The sequence below is a fragment of the Agrobacterium sp. 10T429 genome (genome assembly GCF_056393925.1).
In genome coordinates this window covers 350,738-373,175 of the sequence record NZ_JBFTGV010000006.1, presented here as the reverse complement: position 1 = coordinate 373,175, position 22,438 = coordinate 350,738, and the positions used below count along the sequence as shown (strand labels likewise).

Genomic DNA, 22,438 nt, shown 5'->3' with positions numbered 1-22,438 from the left:
GCTCATTGCAGTCACAAAATCAAACCCCAAAAGCAAAAGCCTTTGGAAAACAACAAGCAGTCAGCTCATCAACATGATTTCTTTAGAACGAAAGACTTCGTCGCCAGCAGCGCCGCCGCCCTCGTTCAGTGAGCGGACTTATAAGAGAACACCCACAAACAAGTCAACACACCAAAATACAAATTCTAAAAAAAACATTCAAAGCATTGATTTTAAAGGGTATTTTGAAATTAGTCATACAAACTAACAGATTTTAACGTTTCGGAACTGCATGACGGGAGCTAGGGCTTTTCTTACCACGACGAGGGCGCTCTCTTGGGCATTGCAGGCATTGCGCCCTTACCAGTCTTATTCGGAAGACGGGCTGAAACGGGCGACCAGAGCGTGCGCATTGCCGGGATAGGTGAAGCGTACATAGGTGACGGCACCCGAATTGCTCCATGTGCGCCGCTCCACGACAAGGCAGGCCTGCCTGTCGGAGATACCCAACAGGCGCGCCACATCTTTCGAGGGCGTTTCGGCACTGATGCGGTGTTCTGCATTGCTCCAGGGAACATGGCCGAGAAGCCAGGGTCCGGGTGCAATCTCCGTGAAGTCGATTTCAGCGGCATCGGGAACGGTTGCCAGATTGACGAGACGCTGCTCGATGCAGAATTCCCGCGTGCCCGCAAAATGAATGCAGACGATATCGAGCAGCGATGTACCAATGGCAATATCGAGACTTGTCCGATCCTCACGCGTTGCGACACGCTGCGTGCGCTTCAGAACCTTGAAGCCATATTCCAGGCCAAGGGATTCGACTTCCGCCCTGATATCGTGGATTTCGAGAACCGCGGACTGAATCTGCGGCTGGCGAACGAAACTGCCGGATTTCTTGCGGCGCTCGATCAAGCCGGCCTTCACAAGCTGGCCCATGACCTTGTTCACGGTCATGCGGGAGCAATCGTAGTGGGCGGCGAGATCAACCTCGAAAGGCAACCGGTGACCCGGCGGCCATTCGCCCGATACGATCCGGCCCTCGATATCACCGAGGATACGCTGGTGCAGGGTTTGCCCGGCCGATGCTTTCGTCACGTCCGCAATGCCTTCCAACGGCTCGATGTCATTCCTATCGAGCGCATATCAGCTATCGACAAGTTCGGCCATGACCTTGTTGAAGCGATCCGATATTTCGCGGCGATGGACGTGTCGGCCCGCTTGCACCAGTTTTTTACCGCGCACCCAGACGGTATCGACATGGACGCTACTCGCGAACATCCACTGGTCGAGAATCTGGGATGCCGGAAGATGGGGAATGGCCGAGCAATCAAGCGCGACAAAATCAGCGCTTTTCCCGGCTTCTATCTGATTTTTTGAATCCAGCGCCCTGCCACCGCCTTGAAGCGCCTGCTGGAACAGTTTCTCGCCCGTGGAACGGCCGGCATCGGCGATGACATTTCGCGCCCGAAGCGACAGGCGCTGCGAATATTCGAGCATCCGCAATTCTTCCGGCACGGAGATCAAAATGTTGGAATCCGAACCGACACCGTAGTGGCCGCCTTCCGCGATGAAACCGGGAGCGGGGAAGATGCCGTCGCCAAGATTGGCCTCGGTGATGGGGCAAAGGCCGGCAACGGCACCGCTTTTTGCCATGCGGCGGGTTTCGGCGTCCGTCATATGCGTCGCATGGATTAGGCACCAGCGATCATCGACCGGCGCATTCTGCAAAAGCCACTCCACCGGCCGCGCACCTGAAAAGGCGAGCGAGTCCTCGATTTCCTTGACCTGCTCCGCCACATGAATGTGGATCGGGCCGCCTTTCGCCAGCGGTTCGATCGCCGCCAGTTCTTCACCAGTTACGGCACGGAGACTGTGTGGCGCGATGCCGAGCGTTGCACCCGGAAGCCCATTCACCACGGCTTGGGCGCCCTGCATGAGCCTTTCGTAACTGTCGAGCGAATGGATGAAACGTTTCTGACCGTCGATCGGCGGCTGACCGCCGAAACCGGAATGCGCATAAAATACCGGTAGCAAAGTCAGGCCGATCCCCGTTTGCGAGGCAGCAGCACCGATACGCTCGGCCATTTCGGCGATATTGCCGTAATGCGAACCATCCATATCGTTATGCAGGTAATGAAATTCACCGACCCGTCCAAAACCGGCTTCCAGCATTTCCATATAAAGCTGGGCAGCAACCGCCTCGACATGATCCGGTGTCATTGACAGCGCGAACTTGTACATGACCGTGCGCCAGCTCCAGAAGCTGTCATCGGCAGGTCCGCGAATTTCCGCAAGCCCTGCCATGGCCCGCTGAAAGGCATGGCTGTGGAGATTGGGCATCGCCGGCACGATAACGGCATGCCGTTCATCCTGCGGCTGCGGAGAAACACCGGTTTCGACGGATAAAACAGCACCGCCCATGCAGTGGATGCGAACATCTTGCACCCACCCATCGGCCAGAAGTGCTGCGCCCGCGTGAATTACCGTCATGCCACCCTCTCCTCTTGATCTCTTCTGACAAGGCGACGTCGCATACGAAATTGCGGCTTGCCAACGTGATTATTATGTATATACATTTGGCACATAAAAGAAAGGCGAAAAGCAAATGCCAGGGAACAAATATACAAAGGGAATGGCGACGGGTGACACTACCGCATTGTGGCGCAATGCCCGGCTGGCGACGTTTGATCCTACCATGGAAGGCATCGGCGCTATCGAAAATGCTGCCATTGCCATACGCAACGACCGCATCGTCTTTGCCGGCGCTGAAAGCGATCTGCCCGCCGACCTGGCAACGGCCGACGAGATAACCGATTGTGAGAGACGCTGGATCACCCCGGCCCTGATAGACTGCCACACACATCTGGTCTTCGGCGGCAACCGCGCCATGGAATTCGAAATGCGCCTCAATGGCGCGACCTATGAGGAGATCGCCAAAGCGGGCGGTGGTATCGTTTCTTCGGTACGCGACACGCGCGCCCTCTCGGAAGAGGCTTTGGTGGCACAGGCATTGCCCCGTCTGGATACGCTTCTGGCGGAGGGTGTCTCGACCCTCGAAATAAAATCCGGTTACGGTCTTGATATCGAAACCGAACTGAAAATGCTGCGCGTCGCCCGCAAACTTGAGACACTACGGCCCGTTAGAATCGTCACCAGCTACCTGGCCGCGCATGCGACACCGGCCGAATATAAGGGCCGTAACGCCGACTACATTATGGACGTGGTTCTGCCGGGGCTGGAAAAAGCCAATGCGGAGGGACTGGCGGATGCGGTTGACGGTTTTTGCGAAGGCATCGCCTTTTCCGTTGAGGAAATGACCCGGGTTTTCGAGGCGGCAAAACAGTACGGTCTTCCCGTCAAGCTGCATGCCGAACAGCTTTCCAACCTCGGCGGTACGGAGCTTGCCGCATCCTACGGTGCGCTTTCCGCCGATCATCTGGAATATCTTGATGAGGCCGGTGCAGAAGCAGTGGCTAAAGCGGGAACGGTGGCCGTGCTTCTGCCCGGGGCCTTTTACGCGCTCCGGGAAAAACAGCTGCCCCCGGTTCAGGCCTTGCGCGATGCAGGCGCTGACATCGCGCTGGCTACCGATTGCAATCCTGGCACCTCACCACTGACTTCCCTGTTGCTGACCATGAACATGGGTGCCACGCTTTTTCGCATGACGGTGGAGGAATGCCTGACGGCGACCACGCGCAATGCCGCAAAGGCGCTCGGCCTGCTTGCGGAAACCGGCACGCTGGAAGCGGGAAAATCCGCTGATTTCACCATCTGGGATATCGAACGCCCGGCTGAACTTGTCTACCGCATCGGCTTCAACCCGCTCCACGCCCGCATTTTCAAGGGACAGAAGGTTTCTCCATGACTATCACGCTTCACCCCGGCAATGTGACCCTTGCTGAACTTGCCGCAATCTACTGGGATAACGGCAGAGCGAAACTCGACCGTTCGTTCGATGCCGGCATAGAAAAAGCAGCGGCCCGCATCGCCGAGATCGCCGCCGGCAACGCTCCGGTCTATGGCATCAATACCGGTTTCGGCAAACTCGCCTCGATCAAGATCGACGCAGCCGATGTGGCGACGCTGCAGCGTAACCTCATCCTGTCACATTGCTGCGGCGTCGGTGCGGCGCTTCCGGAAAATGTCGTGCGCCTGATCATGGCGCTGAAGCTGATTTCGCTTGGTCGCGGCGCCTCCGGCGTGCGGCTGGAACTGGTGCGGCTGATTGAGGACATGCTGGAAAAGGGTGTCATCCCTTCCATCCCGGAAAAGGGTTCGGTCGGAGCGTCGGGCGATCTCGCACCGCTTGCCCATATGGCCGCCGTGATGATGGGCGAAGGCGAGGCTTTCTATGAAGGTACGCTTCTGCCCGCCGGCGAAGCTCTCACTAGAGCCGGGCTGACCCCGGTCGTGCTCGCCGCCAAGGAAGGGTTGGCGCTGATCAACGGCACGCAAACCTCGACGGCGCTGGCGCTTGCCGGTCTTTTCCGCGCTCACCGCGCGGCACAGGCAGCGCTGATAACAGGTGCGCTTTCCACCGATGCCGCCATGGGTTCTTCGGCTCCGTTCCATCCCGATATTCACACATTGCGCGGCCACAAGGGCCAGATCGATGCGGGGGCTGCACTGCGCAACCTGCTGGAAGGATCCGAAATCCGTGTCAGCCATATCGAAGGCGACGAGCGCGTTCAGGATCCCTATTGCATCCGCTGCCAGCCGCAGGTGGACGGCGCCTGCCTCGATCTTCTGCGACAGGTAGCCCGCACGCTTGAAATCGAAGCCAATGCCGTGACGGACAATCCGCTGGTCCTTTCCGACAATTCCGTTGTATCCGGGGGCAACTTTCACGCTGAACCGGTGGCATTTGCCGCCGACCAGACGGCGCTTGCCATCTGCGAAATCGGCGCGATCGCGCAACGCCGCGTGGCACTGCTTGTCGATCCGGCTCTATCCTATGGCCTTCCGGCATTTTTATCGAAAAAACCGGGGCTGAATTCTGGCCTGATGATTGCCGAAGTCACCTCCGCTGCGCTGATGAGCGAGAACAAGCAGATGGCTCATCCGGCTTCGGTCGATTCGACGCCAACCTCAGCCAATCAGGAAGACCATGTCTCCATGGCCTGCCACGGCGCGCGCCGCCTGCTACCGATGACGGAGAATCTTTTCGCCATCCTCGGCATCGAGGCGCTTTCGGCGGTTCAGGGCGTTGAGCTGCGTGGGCCATTGAAAACCAGCCCGGAGCTGCAAAAGGCAATCGCCGTGCTGCGTCAGGCGATCCCTTCACTGGAAGAGGACCGTTATATGGCACCCGATCTGAAGGCGGCATCCGACCTTATTGCTACCGGCGCTCTTGTGTCCGTGATTTCCGACGGCATTCTTCCGAAGCTGGAGGCGTAAGATGCGCGTCTTCGATATTAAAGAAGGCACATCGCCCGTCATTCTCGGCCTGCCCCACACCGGCACCGATGTTCCGGCAGCGATTTGGCAACGCTTGAACGACAACGGCAAGATGCTTGCCGATACCGACTGGCATATTCATGATCTCTACGCGGATCTGCTCCCCGACGCGACGACGGTTCGCGCCACCTTTCACCGTTATGTGATCGATGCCAACCGCGATCCTGAAGGCGTTAGCCTCTATCCAGGACAAAACACCACAGGCCTTGTTCCGGAAACCGATTTCGACGGCAAATCGATCTGGAATGAGGGGCAGGAACCGAATCAGGACGACATAGTCTCTCGGCTGGAAACGTTTCATGCACCCTATCACGCGGCCCTTGCCGCGGAAATTGAGCGGGTTAAGGCCATTCACGGCATCGCCATTCTCTATGATTGCCATTCGATCCGCTCGCATATCCCGTTCCTGTTCGAAGGCAAGCTGCCGGATTTCAACATCGGTACGGATATGGGCAGGACCTGCGACCCAGCCATCGAGACAATGGCGGTCGAAGCGACCGCTGCGGCAGAAGGTTACACCAGCATTCTCAACGGTCGCTTCAAGGGTGGCTGGACGACACGCCACTACGGAAAGCCCGAAACCGGCGTGCACGCCATCCAGATGGAACTGGCGCAATCCACCCATCTAACGACAGAGGCACTGCCGTTTGCCTATGACGACGCCAAGGCCACCAAGCTTCGTATCCACCTGAAAGACATTCTCACGCGCATCGAAACGACTGCGCTGACACTCGCACACACCAAAAGGGGAACCAAATGACCAATCCTCGTCACAATATCCGCGACGTCCGCGCTGCGCGTGGAACCGAGCTGACCGCGAAATCGTGGATGACAGAAGCGCCGCTGCGCATGCTGATGAACAATCTCGATCCTGAAGTGGCCGAGAACCCGCACGAGCTGGTGGTTTATGGTGGCATCGGCCGTGCCGCCCGCACCTGGGCGGATTTCGATAAGATCGTCGCGACCCTGCGCGACCTCAACGAAGACGAAACGCTGATGGTCCAGTCCGGTAAACCGGTCGGCGTGTTCCGCACCCACAAGGATGCGCCGCGCGTGCTGATTGCCAACTCCAACCTCGTGCCGCACTGGGCGACATGGGATCATTTCAACGAGCTGGATAAAAAGGGTCTTGCCATGTACGGCCAGATGACCGCCGGTTCGTGGATCTATATCGGCAGCCAGGGCATCGTGCAGGGCACCTACGAAACCTTCGTGGAGGCCGGTCGCCAGCACTATAACGGCGATCTCACAGGCAAATGGGTTCTGACCGGCGGCCTTGGCGGCATGGGCGGCGCCCAGCCACTTGCCGCCGTGATGGCCGGTGCCTGCTGCCTTGCCATTGAATGCAATCCCGATTCGATCGATTTCCGTCTGCGCACCCGCTACGTCGATGCCCGCGCCGAAACTCTTGATGAGGCGATGGAGATGATTGAGCGCTGGACCGCCGCCGGCGAGGCAAAGTCCGTCGGCCTGCTCGGCAACACCGCTGAAATCCTTCCGGAAATGGTCCGCCGCGGCATCCGTCCAGATATGGTAACCGACCAGACCTCGGCGCACGACCCGATCAACGGCTATCTGCCGAAGGGCTGGACGATGGCCAAGTGGAAGGAAAAGCGCGAGAGCGACCCGAAAGCCGTCGAAAAAGCTGCCCGTGCCTCGATGCGCGAACATGTCGAAGCGATGATTGCCTTCCAGGACATGGGCATTCCGACTTTCGACTACGGCAACAACATCCGCCAGGTGGCAAAAGAAGAAGGGCTGGAAAACGCTTTCGCCTTCCCGGGCTTCGTTCCGGCCTATATCCGCCCGCTGTTTTGCCGCGGCGTCGGCCCGTTCCGCTGGGCGGCACTATCGGGTGATCCGGAAGACATCCGCAAGACCGACGCCAAGGTGAAGGAACTGCTGCCCGACAACAAGCACCTGCACAATTGGCTTGATATGGCCGCCGAGCGCATCGCCTTCCAGGGCCTGCCGGCGCGTATCTGCTGGGTTGGCCTTGGTGATCGCCATCGTCTCGGTCTTGCTTTCAACGAAATGGTCAAGAACGGCGAGCTCAGCGCTCCGATCGTCATCGGCCGCGACCACCTCGACAGCGGCTCCGTCGCCTCGCCGAACCGCGAGACCGAAGCCATGCAGGACGGTTCGGATGCCGTATCCGACTGGCCGCTGCTGAACGCGCTGCTCAATACCGCATCCGGCGCGACATGGGTTTCCCTGCACCACGGCGGCGGTGTCGGCATGGGCTTTTCCCAGCATTCCGGCATGGTCATCTGCTGCGACGGCACCGATGACGCGGCCCGCCGCATAGAGCGCGTGCTGTGGAACGACCCGGCAACCGGCGTCATGCGCCATGCCGATGCCGGTTACGAAATCGCCGTGGAATGCGCAAAAGAGCAGGGCCTGCGACTGCCCGGCATTCTCGGTAACTAAAGAAAAAACTCGGCGCAGTCTTCAGGCTGCGCCGTTTATCTGATCCGGGAAGAGAGCCGCGATCCACCCATCGTACAGTGCCGACAGCGGTGCCGCATCAGTTTCGACGCCGCTGTCGGCGCCCGGTGGAACTTCTGTTCTGTCTGCGGCTTTCTTCCGTTGCTGTTTTTAACCGACCGACTGTATGCTCGTTTGAAAGCCGCGCTAACCGTTAGGCAGGCATGAAGGACATGGTAGATCAAAGAATGGCGCACAGGTTCCTTCCGCTTGCCTTTACCCTCCTGCTCGGGGCACTTCTTCCGGTTTCCGCTACGAATGCCGTGGCGTCCGAAAAGCAGCAAAATGTTCCCGTGCGGATCGATGTGGGCGGCTACAAGCTGAACAGCATCTTGGTCGAGCCGGGAAAAAGCGCCGAGCTTCCGCCGATCCTCTTCATTCACGGCGCAAGCGCCAGTCTCTATGATCCGATGTTTTCGTTTCTCGAAAAGCTGAGAGGCCGTGCAAAACTGCTATTTGTCGACAGGCCAGGGCACGGCAATTCGGATATCGGCGGCAATGCAAATATTCTCCCGGATGGACAGGCGGACGCCATTGCCCAGCTTATGAAAAAGCGAGGCGTCCCGAGAGCGATTATCGTCGGACATTCCTTTGGCGGCGCCATCGCGGCATCGCTTGCGGTCCGTCATCCGGAGATGGTCGCGGGCCTCGTATTCCTTTCTCCCGCTGTCTATCCATGGGAGGGTGGCATCGCCTGGTATTACACAGCGGCAAATGCGCCCTTTACCGGTCCGCTGTTCAGCACCTTCATTGCTCCGCCCGCCGGCCTACTGGCATTGGATCAGGCAACGCGCGGTGTTTTTGCACCCAATTCCAGACCCGCCGGTTATGTGGAAGCAACGCATTCCGTAGCGGCCCTGCGGCCCAGGGCCTTTCGGCACAATGCGCAGGAGGTCGCGGCTCTCAATGAATGGGCGCGTGGAGCTTCCTCGGAGTATCGGCGCATCACGGCACCAACCGTCATCATAACCGGTGATACGGACACGATCGTCTCGCCAGAGGTGCATTCCCGTCATCTCGCCAGAGATATTCGCGGCTCCACTTTGATCGTCGTGCACAATCTCGGGCATAAATCTGACTATGTCGCCAGTGACCTTGCCATTGCCGCGATCGAAAAGGTTGCCGGCCGGCCATCCGATTTAAAGGCGGTCCAAAAAACGATTGAGCGACGCATCGAGAATGATCGCGGATCATAAACTTCCGCCCCCGCCCCCTTAACGACCCGACTCTGGACATCACATGAGAATATTACGCGCTTCCGAATACAAAACCATGCCGTGGAAAAATGGCGGCGGCGTTACGGTGGAAATCGCCATCCATCCGCCGGGCGCTTCCGTGGATGCATTCGACTGGCGCGTCAGCATGGCCACCGTTGCTCAGGACGGGCCATTTTCCAGCTTCCCCGGCATAGACCGCACGCTTGCGATTATCGAGGGAAACGGCCTTGAACTTGCTATTTCGGGTCATGAGCCGGTGGCGCTGACGACAGAGAGTACCCCCCTGCCCTTTGCCGCCGATGTTCCCGTCGATGCGACCCTGATGGACGGCGCGATAGTCGACCTGAACGTCATGACCCGCCGCTCGTCCTTCGCCCACAGCGTGCAAAGACTATCCGGCAGCTGTTCGATGCAAGCGGCAACGGGAACAAGGCTGATCCTCGCGCTCGATCCTCTGACGGTCGCCGTCAACAACGACACAGCCCGGCTGGAGAAGCTGGATAGCGTTTTCATCACGGAAAGCGTGCCCTTCACCATCGAGGCAGATCATGGTGAAGGCATATTCTTTCTGATCACGCTACAAGATATCTGAAGCGTCGCAGCCTCAGTCCAACCCCAGCGGATCGGCCACCCGTGGCCATAGCTGGAGGCTTGCCTTGCGATAGGCGGTTGTGGCCGGATCGGTCGGATAGGAAGTGGGCGCGGCGATATAAACGATCTCGGAAGCGACCGGCGCAAAACCCGCATGGAAGTGGTTGGTGGACTTCACCAGCAGCACGTCTTTCCTGGCAAAATCAATGCCGAGATTGGAAAAGATATCCGGCTCATAAGTTTGCGTGCGGCTGGTAATGAGAATGATATCGATTTCCGTTCCGACCGGTCGAACGACGGCGGCGCGGCCGAGCGTGACGCGGCTGTTTCGGAAACTCTGCCACCCTGCTTCTGCGGTGCGCATGACCCTGATCCGGAAATCGAGCGGCTCGCCACCTTCGGGACTGGATTTGCCGCCAATACGCAGATCAATCTCCGCTCCCTCGCCTGCCGCGTGACAGAAAGACACAGCAATCGGATCCCAGATCGTTGCCACACCGATATTGTCCATGCCGCGCTCCACCATGCGCCGCAGAATATGGGTGGCATCACCCGCAACGCCGCCACCGGGATTATCCCATATATCCGACACCACGACCGGCATATCCGGATGCTCACTTCGAATGGCGAGAACCCTGTCGAGACCCGATTCCGTGTCGAGCATCGGCATGGCAGTCAACTTGCGCATGGCGTAAAGCTCATGACCGAGTTCTTCGGCCAGTGCGTCACCTTTTGCCCTGTCATTATCTGTCACGACGACGATACGCGTGCCCATATCTGGGACATCGCCTGCCATGAAACCGTGAATGACGGAAATAGACAGCACGCCGTCCTTGCCCTCTAAAGCCTTCAAACGGTCAACATAAGAACGCATCGGTTCGCGGCTGGTGGGGTAAATGGTGATCATGCGGCAATTGAAAGTGGAAATAACCGGCTTGATTTCTCCGCGCAGGGTGCGAAGTGCCAGTTCAACGACGTGCTCACCACGTTCCTCAAAATCCGTATGCGGGAATTCCAGAAACGTCGCCATGATATCGAGATTTTGGACCCTTAAAGGGGTCAAATGGCTGTGGGGATCGAATTCCGCCGCGATCAGTACTTCGGGACCAACAAGCGTGCGGACATGCGACAGGAAATCGCCTTCCGGATCATCATAACCCTGCGCGACCATGGCGCCATGGAGACCAAGAATTACCGCATCGACCGGCAGGGCGGCGGCAAGCTCGGCAAGAATCGTATCGCGCAGCGTTTCATAGGTCTGGCGCTGTATCAGCCCCGCCGGTTCCGCCCAGCAGGAGGTACCCTCGATTACCGTAAACCCTTCCGCTTTGCCGCGCCGGCGCAGAATTGGTACCGGTGAGGAGCATAGTGTCGGCGTTTCCGGATGTTCGCCGGGCCCAGCGTAAAAAGCCGCGCGAAAGGCGTCCATGTCCGTCGGGACGGGTGAAAACGTGTTGGTTTCGGTGGCAAGCGATGCCGTGAATATGCGCATGACTGTCATTCTCGTTGCCGATGCCCGCATTTCGGCAGCATCTTTTTTGCAATTTAATTAGCCGGGTAATGTTACCAGACGGTGCCGCGTGCTGCCACGTCTTCCACCCGCGTCACGATACCGTTTCGATGGAAAACCATCCTGTCGAAAAGATTAGTGATGACGCAGGTGTGGTTCGGCACGACCTTGACCAGCTCACCGATTTCCGGCCGGCCCGATGTGCAGCCCGACAAATCGACCACCGCATGTTCTTCCGAAAGCGACATGATTTTCGCGCCTTCATACCCTTCAATCAGCCCGTAATCGCTGAACCCAAGGAGATCGGAGGTCAAAGCCTTGGAGCCACAATCGAGCACAGCGCGATCAACTGTCGGTCGCGACACCACGGTGGCAAGAACATGCATTGCCACGTCGCCAGCGGTGCAATGTCCGGCACGCAGCATCGAACGGTCATTATATACATAGGTGCCCGCCCGATATTCGGTTGCGGAGGGAACGAGGTGAGCAGAGAAAAAATCCGGTGAGCCGCCACTGGAGCGAACCGGGCAGTCAATGCCCTTTTCCGCAAGCAACGCCATGGTTTCCCGAATGAAGTTCTCCACCTTTTCAGCGCCACCGGGTGCCGGATAGGTCAAAATGCCCTTGAATTTGAGGCCCGGTGCCGCGACGATCTTTTCTGCAAGCTGCAACACGGCTTCCGGGGTCTGCACACCGCAGCGTTTTCCGCCGGTATCGCATTCGACAAGAACGGAAAGCGGTCTTTCCGCATCGAATGTGCCGGCAAGGCCGGCAATCGTCACGGCGCTGTCGGCGACGACGCTCAGTTGCCCTATACGCGCATTCAATGCCCTCAGCCGCGAGAGTTTCGCCACGCCGAGGATATTGTAGGTAATGAGAATGTCGTCGAAACCGGCATCCGCGAAAACTTCCGCCTCGCTGACCTTCTGGCAATTGATGCCAATGGCGCCCGCCTGAAGCTGCTGCTTCGCAATGGCTGGTATCTTATGCGTCTTGATATGGGGGCGAAAAGTCTTGTCATGTCCATCAAGATAGGACTGCGCCCGCGCAATGTTGGCGGCAAGTCGGTCCTCGTCGATCACGGGCATCGGCGTCGAGATCGCATCGAGTGGGGTGCCTTCGTCAGGCCAGGGGTAGGTCATCGTCAAACGCTCTCAGAATCGGAAATTGGCAATCAAACCAGTGGCTTATAGGCGATAACATCCATTTCAACCTTCGCATCGACCATCAGGGGCGACTGCACGGTTGAACGTGCCGGTGGATGATCGATGAAATATTTCTGGAAGACCGCGTTGAAGCTCGAAAAATCCCGAGCATCATCCAGCCAGACATTGACCTTGACGACATCGGCAAGTGTACAATCCGCAAGCGCCAGAACATCCATGATATTGGCCACAACCTGCTCGGTCTGAGCCACAATGCCGCCAGTTACTACTTCACCATCGACGGTTGGCACCTGTCCAGACACATAGACGAAATCACCGGCCCGCACGGCCTTGGCAAAAGGCCTGCGCTGTCCGCCAGCCTGAGCGTCAGCCGTCTCGAATCGTACCAGTTTCTGCTTTTCCATAGATGCCTCGCAAATAATTTTCATGGAAATCGTATTTTTAAGGGTTTAATAGCTCGTTTTGCATCAATATTCCATAAGTGATGTAAATAATTTAGCAATTATGTAAATCATCAACTCGCGGACGGATGGACGTCACGTTGAGATATTCGTATCGCCGCACGTTGTCGAACCGAATAATGAGGCTCAAAACCCATTGTCTGTCGCGATCTATGGAAGCGGCTATTGGCTGAGCGAAGGCTCTTACTAACCCCTAGCTCTATCGCGTAGAGGAAAGCCCGGTACATTCGGATGGCCGCCTGATGAGAGAAATAGAGAGGTTAGCCGCGGCAAACCTCAGTATCTGAAAAGTTAGAGGAACAGTCTCAACCGCAAACTCTTCAAGACCTGGCACTGTGCGAGTGTTCTTTCCTTCACATCAACCGTGTGCCGAAACCCGCCGGTCCGATACCACTCTGTCCGTGACAGCTTGCGCGATCTTTTGCGCCTGCACGCGGATATCCGGCACGGCGGTTATCTCCCAAAAGCGGCCCGCCGTCAGCGCCCCGGCGGCAAACAGGCCAGGCCAGACCTGCCCGTCCGCGCTTGACAAGCGCGACTGGCCATCGACCTCGACCCCAAGACCTAAGGCGTCGAGCAAAAGCACGCCATCGTCCCGCATGGTTTCCAGAAGCCGTGAATGACCGATCCCCGCCCTCTCCATTCCGGTACAATTAACGACCCAATCGACCTGAAACTCTCTAAGCGTCTCCGTATGCCGACGGCGATAGAGTACGGCGATCCCCTCGTCCTGCTCGTCGAGAGAGCGGAGATAACCGGCGTGAATCTCTAGAACGCCGTCACATAACAGCTTTTCAAAAGCCTTATGCACTTCGGGCGCGATTCGGTGCCGGTGAATGTTCCACCAGAGCAAGGCATGGCGAAGAAACCGGCTTCGCTGCTCAGATGTCAGGCTCTGCCAAAGCAGCTGGGTCTTCGGCCGTAGACCATCCATGACACTAGGCCACGGCGCACCATCTTTCACCTGCTTACGCAGAGCCTGCACTAACCGGCTGATCTCGGTCGAACCTTCTGGTAAGCGCGGATCAGCTGGCGACAGTGGCGGGCTGATATGTGGATGCGGCACAAGTCCGCGGCGGGACAATACGTGGATTGGGCCACGATGTCCCTTTCCTCGAAGCGTCAGGACCTGATCTATCATCGTCAGGCCAGAACCCAGAATACAGATGCGGTCCCCCGCCTTTACTTTCGACAGCCATCCGGACTGCCAGCAATGCCCGATGATGCGATGCGGCGCGTCGTCATCTTTCGCCAGAGTTTGCACCGGCAAACTTGCCGCGCCGACACCAAGACATAAGACAACATTTTTCGCGCGCAGCTTCTCACCATTCTCCAGTGCAAAAGAGAAACCGCCATTGCCATCCGGGCGACAGGCTGAAGCCTTGGCACGGATGAAGTCCACCCTCGCCCGCTGATCCCGGCTTCTCAGCAGGCTGGCGAGCCTGTCCCTGAGATAGAGGCCGTAGTCGCCACGTGAGGCAAAAGCCAATGGATCGTTGCCGAGCCCATTCTCCGTCAGCCAATCGAGAAAGTCATCCGGCCTGTCGGGGAATACGCTCATCCGCCCTGCCGGCACATTGAGTCGGTGATAGGGCAACTCGGTACGATAGGCCGTACCGCGCCCGAAATCCGACTCGTCGCCGACAATGGCGATCGACGCGTCCCCGGGCAGGGATGATAAGAGATGAGCGGCGGTACAGATGGCCGAGAAACCCGAACCGACGATAGCGACATCATAGGACATTTATTCCTCCAACCTGCGACAGCACGAAAGGTCAGGCGGTGGGCGCCGAACCCGTTGATACTCTAGTCGATGAGTAGAGATTAAACATCTGCCAATGTCTACCCTTCACTTTCCGCCGGCGGGATCGCGCCTTGCACATTTGGTGCGCGGGATTCCCAAAGTTAGCCGCGGCAAACTTTCGCTCTGATCGCTCCTTGTCAGTTTTAAAGGAAGTCGAAAAACCGCGTCTCAGCCAGAACGAAGATGAAGTTAGCCGCGGCTAACCGAAAAACTGTCACAAAAAGCAAAACTGATTCTTCCACAATGCCTTAGCGGTACTTCTGCATCCGGGAAAAAAGCCTATTGCGCCAAAAAGAGAATCGGCGCTTATATCTCAGTTGCGGAAAAAACCGTCTTTTTCGAAAAAAACCGCAACTGCAATATCGAGCGAAAGTAGATCCATGACACAGAGTGCCGACTCAAGATTTGCTGCAGGGGCACCCGACCTCACGAGCCTTATACAACAGCATTCGGCTGCATTGTCAGCCCAATTGCAGGCGCATAATGCGAATACGTTTTCACCGCATACCGAAAAGAGTATGCGCCATTTTTCGCCGGCAGAAACCGCCCGGCTGATCGGCATCGGTGAAGCCTATCTTCGTCAGATCGCCGCTGAGCGTCCGGAGCTCGATGCAGCGCAGGCATCCGGTCGTCGTTCCTATTCGGTAGAGGATATGGACGAGATCAGAAAGTTTCTCGATCAGGGCGCCCGCGGCGCGCGTCGCTATCTGCCCCACCGTCGCGACGGCGAGGAATTGCAGGTCATCGCCGTCATGAATTTCAAAGGCGGTTCGGGTAAGACCACGACATCCGCGCATCTGGCACAATATCTGGCACTGCGTGGTTACCGGGTTCTGGCTATCGATCTCGATCCGCAGGCCAGTCTCTCCGCTCTCTTCGGTCACCAGCCCGAAATGGATGTCGGCCCGAATGAAACGCTCTACGGCGCGATCCGCTACGATGACGAACGCCGGCCGATCGCCGAAATCGTTCGCGGCACCTATATTCCCAACCTTCATATCGTTCCAGGCAATCTGGAACTTATGGAGTTCGAACATGATACCCCGCGCGCACTGATGCGCCGCGCACCGGGCGACACTCTGTTCTTCGCTCGCATCGGCCAGGCAATCGCCCAGGCCCAGAATTTCTACGACGTCGTGGTCATCGATTGCCCACCGCAACTCGGTTACCTGACGCTTTCGGCGCTGACGGCAGCAACATCGGTTCTCGTGACAGTTCATCCGCAAATGCTTGATGTCATGTCCATGAACCAGTTCCTTGCCATGACTGGCGATCTTCTCGCTGAAATCGGCAGGGCCGGCGCACGCTCCGATTATAACTGGATGCGTTACCTCATCACGCGTTTCGAACCGAGCGATGGGCCGCAGAACCAGATGGTGGCTTTCCTGCGCTCGATCTTCGGTGAAAACGTCCTCATTCACCCGATGCTGAAGAGCACGGCCGTTTCGGATGCCGGATTGACCAACCAGACGCTTTTCGAGGTGGAAAGAACCCAGTTCACGCGCTCCACCTATGACCGCGCACTGGAAGCCATGAACAACGTGAACGCTGAAATCGAGGGATTGATTAAAAAAGCGTGGGGTAGGGCAGCATGAGCAGAAAACAGATTTTCGCCAATCTTGGCACGCCAGGCACAGACAACGATACCACTCCCGAGCGGTCCCGTCCGCGTGTCAGACCCATCCTCGGTTCTCCCGAACTGGTGACGGATGTGTCGAACTCGCCAGTCGGCATGATCGGCCAGTCTCTGAACGAAGTGTCGGAACGCTCCAAGCGTGCTGAAGAGATCGAAAAACGGCTCGCAGAGGGCCTTACGATCGTTTCGCTCAATCCTGCTGATATCGACCCATCCTTCATACCCGACCGCATGCCAGCCTCGGAAGAGGCGGATGCAGGCCTGGTGGAGGCTATTCGCGAGCAGGGCCAGCAGGTTCCCATTCTGGTTCGCCCGCATCCTGAATTTCCGGGACGTTATCAGGTCGCATTTGGCCATCGCCGTCTGCGCGCAGTTTCCAACCTGGGTATTCCGGTCAAGGCCGTGGTTCGCGATCTCAGCGACGAACAGCTGGTTGTCGCCCAGGGACAGGAAAACAACGAGCGCCGTGACCTAACCTATATCGAAAAGGCGCGCTTCGCCCAGAAACTGCAGATGCGGTTTCCGCGTGATACGATCATGGCGGCGATGTCCCTGCACAAGGGCGATCTTTCCAACATGCTATCGGTTGTCGGTCGCATTCCCGAGGATCTGGTCGATCTTATTGGTCCGGCACCCACCGTCGGTCGCCGTAACTGGATGGATCTCGCAGATCAGCTCTCCTCGTCACAGGTCAAGGAAGCGGCGCGCGCTTATGTACGGGAGCCATCCGTTGCCGCTCTTCCGTCCGAAGAACGCTTCAAGTCGCTTCTGGATTTTCTGAAACCCAAGGCACAGGCAAAGAAAGCCGGTGTCTGGTCTTCGGAAACTGGCAGCAGACTGGCAAAGGTGGTCGAAAGCGACCGCAAGCTGGATATATCCATCGACAAGAACGAGGCGCCGGAATTTGCCGATTTCGTTCTGGAACATCTTCAGGCGCTGTTTGCCGAATACCGGTCCAAGCAGTGATTGTTAATACCAACGACTAACAGGAGACGCATTACAAAAGAAAAAAGCCCCCGAACGTTGCCGCACGGAAGCCTTTCTTTGATCTAAGCAACCAAAGAATCTCATTTCCGCGAATCATAGTCAAGAGTCTTGGCATCGAATTTTTCGGTGAGCGATTTTCTTTTGCCTTGTGAAAGGTGAAAGACATGGACAGCACATGTGTAACGACGCCCTTTGGGCGGCGAGCGATGTCGTTTGGCGTCCTCGCAACTCAGTTTGCCGCGCAGAAAAACAAAAAGACCGAGGCGGTCGATAAATGGAAACTCTACCGTTCGGTCTGTGAAGCCAGACCATTGCTCGGCGTGACCGATCGTTCTCTCGCGGTCTTGAACGCCCTTCTGAGTTTTTATCCAAAAAATGAACTCTCCAGCGAAGCCGGATTGGTCGTCTTTCCGTCGAATACGCAATTGTCATTGCGAGCACATGGAATGGCAGAACAGACATTGCGCCGCCATCTCTCGGCTCTCGTCGAGGCCGGTCTCATCATCCGCAAGGATAGTCCGAACGGAAAACGCTACGCCCGTAAGCACAGGGGCGGGGAAATCAGCGAAGCCTATGGTTTTTCGCTGGCACCGCTTCTCGCCCGCAAATCGGAAATCGAGGAACTCGCCGAACGCATCGTTCGCGAGCGGCTCGACCTTCAGCGGCTTCGTGAAAACATCAGCCTGTGCCGCCGCGATATCCAGAAGCTTTGCGAAATGATAGCCGCCAGCGGTGAAGTCGTAACGTCAGAAGGATTCCAGGCGCGCTACAATGCCATTGCCCGGTCCCTCGGCCGTAATTCAAAGCCTGTCGAACTCAAGGAAATCGCCGGATTTTTGGTCTCCCTGCGTGCAGAAGTGACCAACTATCTGGAAAATATTGAAAATTCGGAGAAATCGGGCGGCAATGACTGCCAAAATGAGCGCCTCATAAAGAATTCAGAATCCGAATCTATATCTAAACCGCAAAATTTGCGTGAACCGGTAATCGTCGCACCTGCCGACACGACAGTCGTACAGCCAGAATACGCCGTACCCGTCAGTGCAAAGCCGTCATCGCAACAGCCAAAGCCTGTTCTTCATAAGCAATTTTTTGTTCCTGATATTGTTTTGGTTGTGAAGGCTTGCCCGGATATTTCCCTCTATGCACCCGGAGGAGCAGTGACTGGATGGCGTGATCTGGAAGTGGCGACATCAGTCATCAAAACCATGTTCAACGTTAGCCAGTCGGCCTACCAGGACGCCCTCACTACTTTCGGTCGACAGGGAACAGCGGCGATTCTTGCCTGCCTGCTGCAAAAGGCGGACCAGATCAGCTCGCTGGGGGGATATCTGCGCAATCTCACCCGTAAGGCCCATGAGGGCGGGTTTGATCTCCAGGCCATGCTTCTGGCGCAACTGCGGGGTCGAACTGACGGGATAGAGAGAAGCATGGCCGTATGAGTTCTTGAGGACGGACAGAAAATGGCGTCGGCTTGCCGAATTCCCAGTCTGCAGCTACATTGACGCTGTTTCTGCAAGACTCCGAAGATTCGCTGTGAGGCTGCCAGTGTTTACGAACAGACTGTGCTGGCAGGGGTTCCTATGGTTAATGCAAAGTAATGAAAGTTAAGCCTTGATTGACTTTCGTTTGAGTTATTCCATGATTGGTTTCAATCGCTTGAGTCCGGGTATCTTTTAGCGGTAGTGCGATGATACGGGCAGGAAAAGCGCGATTTTTATGCGTTTCTTGCGTGACTAGACCGGGGTAATGCCGAGATTTCGATATGGCACTATGTTGGAACTGAACCTTCCTTAAGATCGTGCGTTTCCCTACCTATGTGGGAAGGGGGCGGTGAGCCTATGGTTTTTCCAGACGATATGGAGCTGGCTGTCGCTGTGTACATGGCAGACATTGCCTTGGCTCGACATACCGCCATCGAAAAGCTCTTGAAGGCGGGACTTGAAGATGCCGGTTATTTAACCGGAGGTGAGGGGCGGCCGCCGGAAATTGTCGACGGGCAACCAAGTTCAGACTATGTGCAATATCGAACCTATCTGGACGAGGACAGCTGAAAGACGGCTGGAACCAAACCGGGCGAGGGCTGTTTATGGCGCAGTCAATTGTGACAGGATGTGCCGATGTTCTCCAAGTCCCTCTTTATCGCGACAATTGTCATCTCCGCGACGAGCCACCCGATATTTGCTCAGCCTCTAGAGGTCAGCATATTGGAACCGACCAAGACCCGTAGCGCCGAATTCTCGCCTGGCGCGACCGCATCGAATTATATTACCGATGTCTCCGGCAAGATAGTGCGTCTGGTAGGACCGCGTTTTTATCCCGACAATGCGCGGGCGCTGCAGTTTCCCGGCCGGGACTCGAATGTTAATTCTTCGGATGAAGCGCAACGCTAACGCGATCGCAATAATTCATATTGACGAACAGGGGCAGAATGGGAAGCGAAAGCGAAACGTCCGGGCAGAAACCGGATGCGCAAACCTGGATCAAACAGGAGGGGCACGAAGCAGAAAAGGCGACCTTTCCTGAACTGTTCTTCGATCTGGTTTTCGTTTTCGCGCTCATTCAGCTTTCCCATGCGCTAGCAAAGGACTTCGGACCGACAGCGGCGCTTGAGGCGGGCATACTGATATTGTCACTTTGGTGGTTGTGGATACACACCACCTGGATCACCAACCTGCTGAATACCGAAAAGGAGCCTGTCCGGATTCTGCTTTTTGTCCTGATGTTCGGCGGGGTTCTTTTGGCCATCGCGCTGCCGGAGGCTTTTGCGGAACAGGGTTTCGTGTTTGCCCTTATCTACAGTGCCATGCAGGTGGGACGGAGCCTGTTTGCACTTTATGCCTTCAAGGGAGAGGACAGGCAGTCTTTTCTGGTTTTTGTGCGGGTGACGATCTGGCTAGTCATATCGAGCCTGTTCTGGCTGGCTGGTGGGCTTGTCGATCTGACGGATCGAATCCTCCTGTGGGGTATAGCGCTCGCGATAGAATATGCCGGACCCGCTTGTCGTTATTTCGTCCCGGGATTGAAAGCAAGCGATGCGGATAAGCTGCATCTTTCCGGCGAGCACCTTGCGGAGCGCTGTGCGCTTTTCGTCATCATCTGTCTCGGGGAAACGATCCTAACCACCGGCCGCACGGCCACGGAATATATGAATTCCGGCCTCACATTCATCGTCTTTTGTTCGGCCTTCGTCAGCACCGTCACAATGTGGTGGATCTATTTCCATCACGGGCAGGAAGAGGCCTCCAGAAAGGCCGAACATGCCGACGAGAAAGCGAAGATCGCCCAAAATCTTTTCAACTATGGACATCTGCCTATCGTGGCCGGCATCATCCTTACGGCAGTTGGAGAGGATTTCAGCCTGTCCCATGCCCATGAAGGGACGACGATGAGGGAGTCACTCGCCATTCTTGGCGGCCCGATCCTGTTTCTAGCCGGTAATATCGGCGTCAAGATTGCTGCCACCTATCAGCGGCCGATCTCGCATTTTGCCGGAGCAGCGGCGCTCTGCCTGCTTCTGCCGGTGCCGGGCGTGCCGCTTTTTGCGCTGCAACTGGCAAGCACGGGGATTTTGCTGCTGGTGGCGCTGTGGGAATATCTGGCGCTGAAAAAATCAGTCTCCAACGCCTAGGCAGTGGCGAAATCGCGTGCCCTGTCGTTCCATAGCCTCAGGCTGCGGGCATAGGCCTCTTCGAAAGGCAGAACCATATCATTGACCAGCATCAGGGCGATGGCAGCGGTGGAGACGACGATGGTCTCCGCTCTCTCGTCTCTGGCCGCCCCCGTCCAGACGGCGCGCCAATATTCGAAGGTGGTGAACATGGTCGGCATTTCGGCCGGTGGCGTTTCGCGGGCGGGAATGACGAACTCGACATCTTCGCCCCTGGAAAGACCGAAGATCCGGGTGCTGCGGAAGGGAGTAAATTGCGCGAAATCCCGCGTATTGCCGAGAATGGCAAGGCTCTCGACGGAAAGCAGCCGCGCCGTATCGCGATGAAGCTCCTGATAGGAGGGGCGGGCGACGCCGATAATGGTGCTTCTGGCGCGAAGCGGATTGAGAAGATGCACGACCGTATTGAGCGGCAGGCGCATTTCCAGAATGCCGTGCAGGCCAAGCAGGCTCTGAAACTGTAACGATAGTCCACCGATCGGCAGATAGGCGATCCTTTGTGAAGCCGTGGCCTTGGCCGCCTGCGAAAGTGAATGGCAGAGCGGTATGCCGCAGGCTTCAGCGGCGAGTTCGAGCTTACCGCCATTTTCTCCCTGGCCCACATGGCCGTGTAACAAGACGCTATATCCCGCCATGGAAACGAGACGCGCGGAATGCAGGAACCAGGGTGCATCGCGATGTTTGGGCGACATATAGGCCGGCCAGTCGAGATCGACCGATGCGGGCGCTTGCTGGTCTCTTTTTATATGGCCCCACATGGCTTCGATAAAACCGGCAAGCTCTGCCGCGGTCACACCGCGATATTGCATGGTCGCAAGCAGCGCTCCTATCTGTATGGGATCTGCATCGCCTTCGAGAATGATCGAAAGTGCGTCCATCGCCTCTTGCTGGCTGAGCGGGCGGCTGTTGCCGATGCCCATCGCCGAGGTCGCTATATATTTGGCGAGCCTGTGCTGCGGATCGGCATTGTGGCCGATGCGGGCAAGGCGGTCCGCTATATTTTCCGGTGTCGGCTGACCTTCCAGAAGAACGCTGGGGCGCAGCGAAAGAGGCGGCGCCTTCATCAGCACCGGCCGTTCCCAGCCGCTAACATTGGCGGCGGCGGGAGCTGCCGCTTTTTCCTGTGAATAATCGATCAGGTTTTCCGCCTCCGCCGCCAGCGAACGAATGCGCAGCCGCATGGTCTCGGCAAAGGGGGTGGGTCGCAAACCCTGGCCGGTGCGTAAGAACAGCTGGTCGCCGTATTTCTCGCGCAGCTGCTGTAGTATCCGGCTCATCGATGATGTCGGCAGTCCCATGCCTGCCGCTGCGCGGCTGACGCTTCCTTCCCGCAACAACGCATCGAACGCGACAAGTAGTTTCAGCTGACCAAGCCTGTCGGGCTTTGTCGGGGAAGCTGGTTCTTCTTTTCTCTTGCCGGTTGTCATCTTGCTGTTTTTTTACCCCGCCCCCGATTAGAGGGGGCCTTTTTGC

The 22,438-nt window shown here is 57.1% G+C and carries 19 protein-coding genes; 12 read left to right on the top strand and 7 right to left on the bottom strand.

Features of this window, described 5'->3' with window-relative positions; genetic code table 11:
- Positions 1-348: 348 nt before the first annotated feature.
- Both hutC and AC1DCP_RS16450 read right to left on the bottom strand, forming a co-directional pair.
- Positions 349-1,074: a histidine utilization repressor gene (gene hutC / locus AC1DCP_RS16455; protein WP_476774446.1), complete on the bottom strand. Its 726-nt coding sequence runs from the start codon at positions 1,072-1,074 to the stop codon at positions 349-351.
- A 48-nt stretch (positions 1,075-1,122) separates the two neighbouring features.
- Complete coding sequence (locus tag AC1DCP_RS16450; protein WP_112959596.1) at positions 1,123-2,469, bottom strand: formimidoylglutamate deiminase; 1,347 nt, start codon at positions 2,467-2,469, stop codon at positions 1,123-1,125.
- A 115-nt stretch (positions 2,470-2,584) separates the two neighbouring features.
- On the opposite strand from AC1DCP_RS16450, the gene hutI reads away from it, so the two are divergent.
- The 6 genes from hutI (at position 2,585) to AC1DCP_RS16420 (ending at position 9,732) form a co-directional block, all read left to right on the top strand.
- Positions 2,585-3,844, top strand: a complete 1,260-nt coding sequence (gene hutI / locus AC1DCP_RS16445) for an imidazolonepropionase (RefSeq protein WP_112959595.1) — start codon at positions 2,585-2,587, stop codon at positions 3,842-3,844.
- Positions 3,841-5,376 (top strand): histidine ammonia-lyase, encoded by a 1,536-nt coding sequence (hutH, locus tag AC1DCP_RS16440; protein WP_065662380.1) that lies wholly within the window; start codon positions 3,841-3,843, stop codon positions 5,374-5,376. The genes hutI and hutH overlap by 4 nt, the downstream gene beginning before the upstream one ends.
- A 1-nt stretch (position 5,377) precedes the next feature.
- A complete protein-coding gene (gene hutG, locus AC1DCP_RS16435; protein ID WP_065660392.1) occupies positions 5,378-6,196 on the top strand; it encodes an N-formylglutamate deformylase in 819 nt (272 codons plus the stop codon).
- Positions 6,193-7,866, top strand: a complete 1,674-nt coding sequence (gene hutU / locus AC1DCP_RS16430; protein WP_025595291.1) for a urocanate hydratase — start codon at positions 6,193-6,195, stop codon at positions 7,864-7,866. The genes hutG and hutU overlap by 4 nt, the downstream gene beginning before the upstream one ends.
- Positions 7,867-8,111: 245 nt before the next feature.
- Positions 8,112-9,119 (top strand): alpha/beta fold hydrolase, encoded by a 1,008-nt coding sequence (locus AC1DCP_RS16425; RefSeq protein ID WP_476774445.1) that lies wholly within the window; start codon positions 8,112-8,114, stop codon positions 9,117-9,119.
- 43 nt (positions 9,120-9,162) lie between these two features.
- Positions 9,163-9,732, top strand: a complete 570-nt coding sequence (locus AC1DCP_RS16420) for a HutD/Ves family protein (RefSeq protein WP_476774444.1) — start codon at positions 9,163-9,165, stop codon at positions 9,730-9,732.
- A 12-nt stretch (positions 9,733-9,744) separates the two neighbouring features.
- On the opposite strand, the gene AC1DCP_RS16415 is transcribed toward AC1DCP_RS16420, so the two are convergent.
- From AC1DCP_RS16415 to AC1DCP_RS16400, 4 genes are all read right to left on the bottom strand, one after another.
- Positions 9,745-11,223 carry a M81 family metallopeptidase gene (locus tag AC1DCP_RS16415; protein WP_112959592.1) on the bottom strand — a complete coding sequence of 493 codons (1,479 nt, stop codon included), beginning with the start codon at positions 11,221-11,223 and terminating at the stop codon, positions 9,745-9,747.
- A 71-nt stretch (positions 11,224-11,294) separates the two neighbouring features.
- The gene (locus tag AC1DCP_RS16410; protein ID WP_112959591.1) at positions 11,295-12,383 is read right to left on the bottom strand and encodes a D-TA family PLP-dependent enzyme; all 1,089 of its coding nucleotides are present in this window, start codon (positions 12,381-12,383) and stop codon (positions 11,295-11,297) included.
- Between the two features lie 32 nt (positions 12,384-12,415).
- Entirely contained in the window at positions 12,416-12,811 is a 396-nt protein-coding gene (locus AC1DCP_RS16405) for a RidA family protein (protein WP_003511636.1), read from the bottom strand.
- A 415-nt stretch (positions 12,812-13,226) separates the two neighbouring features.
- Complete coding sequence (locus tag AC1DCP_RS16400) at positions 13,227-14,612, bottom strand: FAD/NAD(P)-binding protein (protein ID WP_476774443.1); 1,386 nt, start codon at positions 14,610-14,612, stop codon at positions 13,227-13,229.
- Positions 14,613-15,052: 440 nt separating this feature from the next.
- Between AC1DCP_RS16400 and repA the strand changes: the two genes are divergently transcribed.
- The 6 genes from repA (at position 15,053) to AC1DCP_RS16370 (ending at position 20,926) form a co-directional block, all read left to right on the top strand.
- Positions 15,053-16,267, top strand: a complete 1,215-nt coding sequence (gene repA / locus AC1DCP_RS16395) for a plasmid partitioning protein RepA (RefSeq protein ID WP_026330729.1) — start codon at positions 15,053-15,055, stop codon at positions 16,265-16,267.
- Positions 16,264-17,274 carry a plasmid partitioning protein RepB gene (gene repB / locus AC1DCP_RS16390; RefSeq protein ID WP_065662385.1) on the top strand — a complete coding sequence of 337 codons (1,011 nt, stop codon included), beginning with the start codon at positions 16,264-16,266 and terminating at the stop codon, positions 17,272-17,274. Before repA ends, repB begins: the two co-directional genes overlap by 4 nt.
- A 185-nt stretch (positions 17,275-17,459) precedes the next feature.
- Positions 17,460-18,737, top strand: a complete 1,278-nt coding sequence (gene repC / locus AC1DCP_RS16385) for a plasmid replication protein RepC (RefSeq protein WP_075807636.1) — start codon at positions 17,460-17,462, stop codon at positions 18,735-18,737.
- A gap of 399 nt (positions 18,738-19,136) precedes the next feature.
- Positions 19,137-19,349 carry a hypothetical protein gene (locus tag AC1DCP_RS16380; protein WP_112752786.1) on the top strand — a complete coding sequence of 71 codons (213 nt, stop codon included), beginning with the start codon at positions 19,137-19,139 and terminating at the stop codon, positions 19,347-19,349.
- Between the two features lie 66 nt (positions 19,350-19,415).
- On the top strand, positions 19,416-19,688 hold the full coding sequence (locus AC1DCP_RS16375) for a hypothetical protein (RefSeq protein WP_112959589.1): 273 nt from the start codon (positions 19,416-19,418) through the stop codon (positions 19,686-19,688).
- A 38-nt stretch (positions 19,689-19,726) separates the two neighbouring features.
- On the top strand, positions 19,727-20,926 hold the full coding sequence (locus tag AC1DCP_RS16370; protein ID WP_112752684.1) for a low temperature requirement protein A: 1,200 nt from the start codon (positions 19,727-19,729) through the stop codon (positions 20,924-20,926).
- Here AC1DCP_RS16370 and AC1DCP_RS16365 read toward each other — a convergent pair.
- On the bottom strand, positions 20,923-22,392 hold the full coding sequence (locus tag AC1DCP_RS16365) for a glycosyl transferase family protein (protein ID WP_476774442.1): 1,470 nt from the start codon (positions 22,390-22,392) through the stop codon (positions 20,923-20,925). The two genes, AC1DCP_RS16370 and AC1DCP_RS16365, sit on opposite strands and share 4 nt — an antisense overlap.
- Positions 22,393-22,438: the final 46 nt, after the last annotated feature.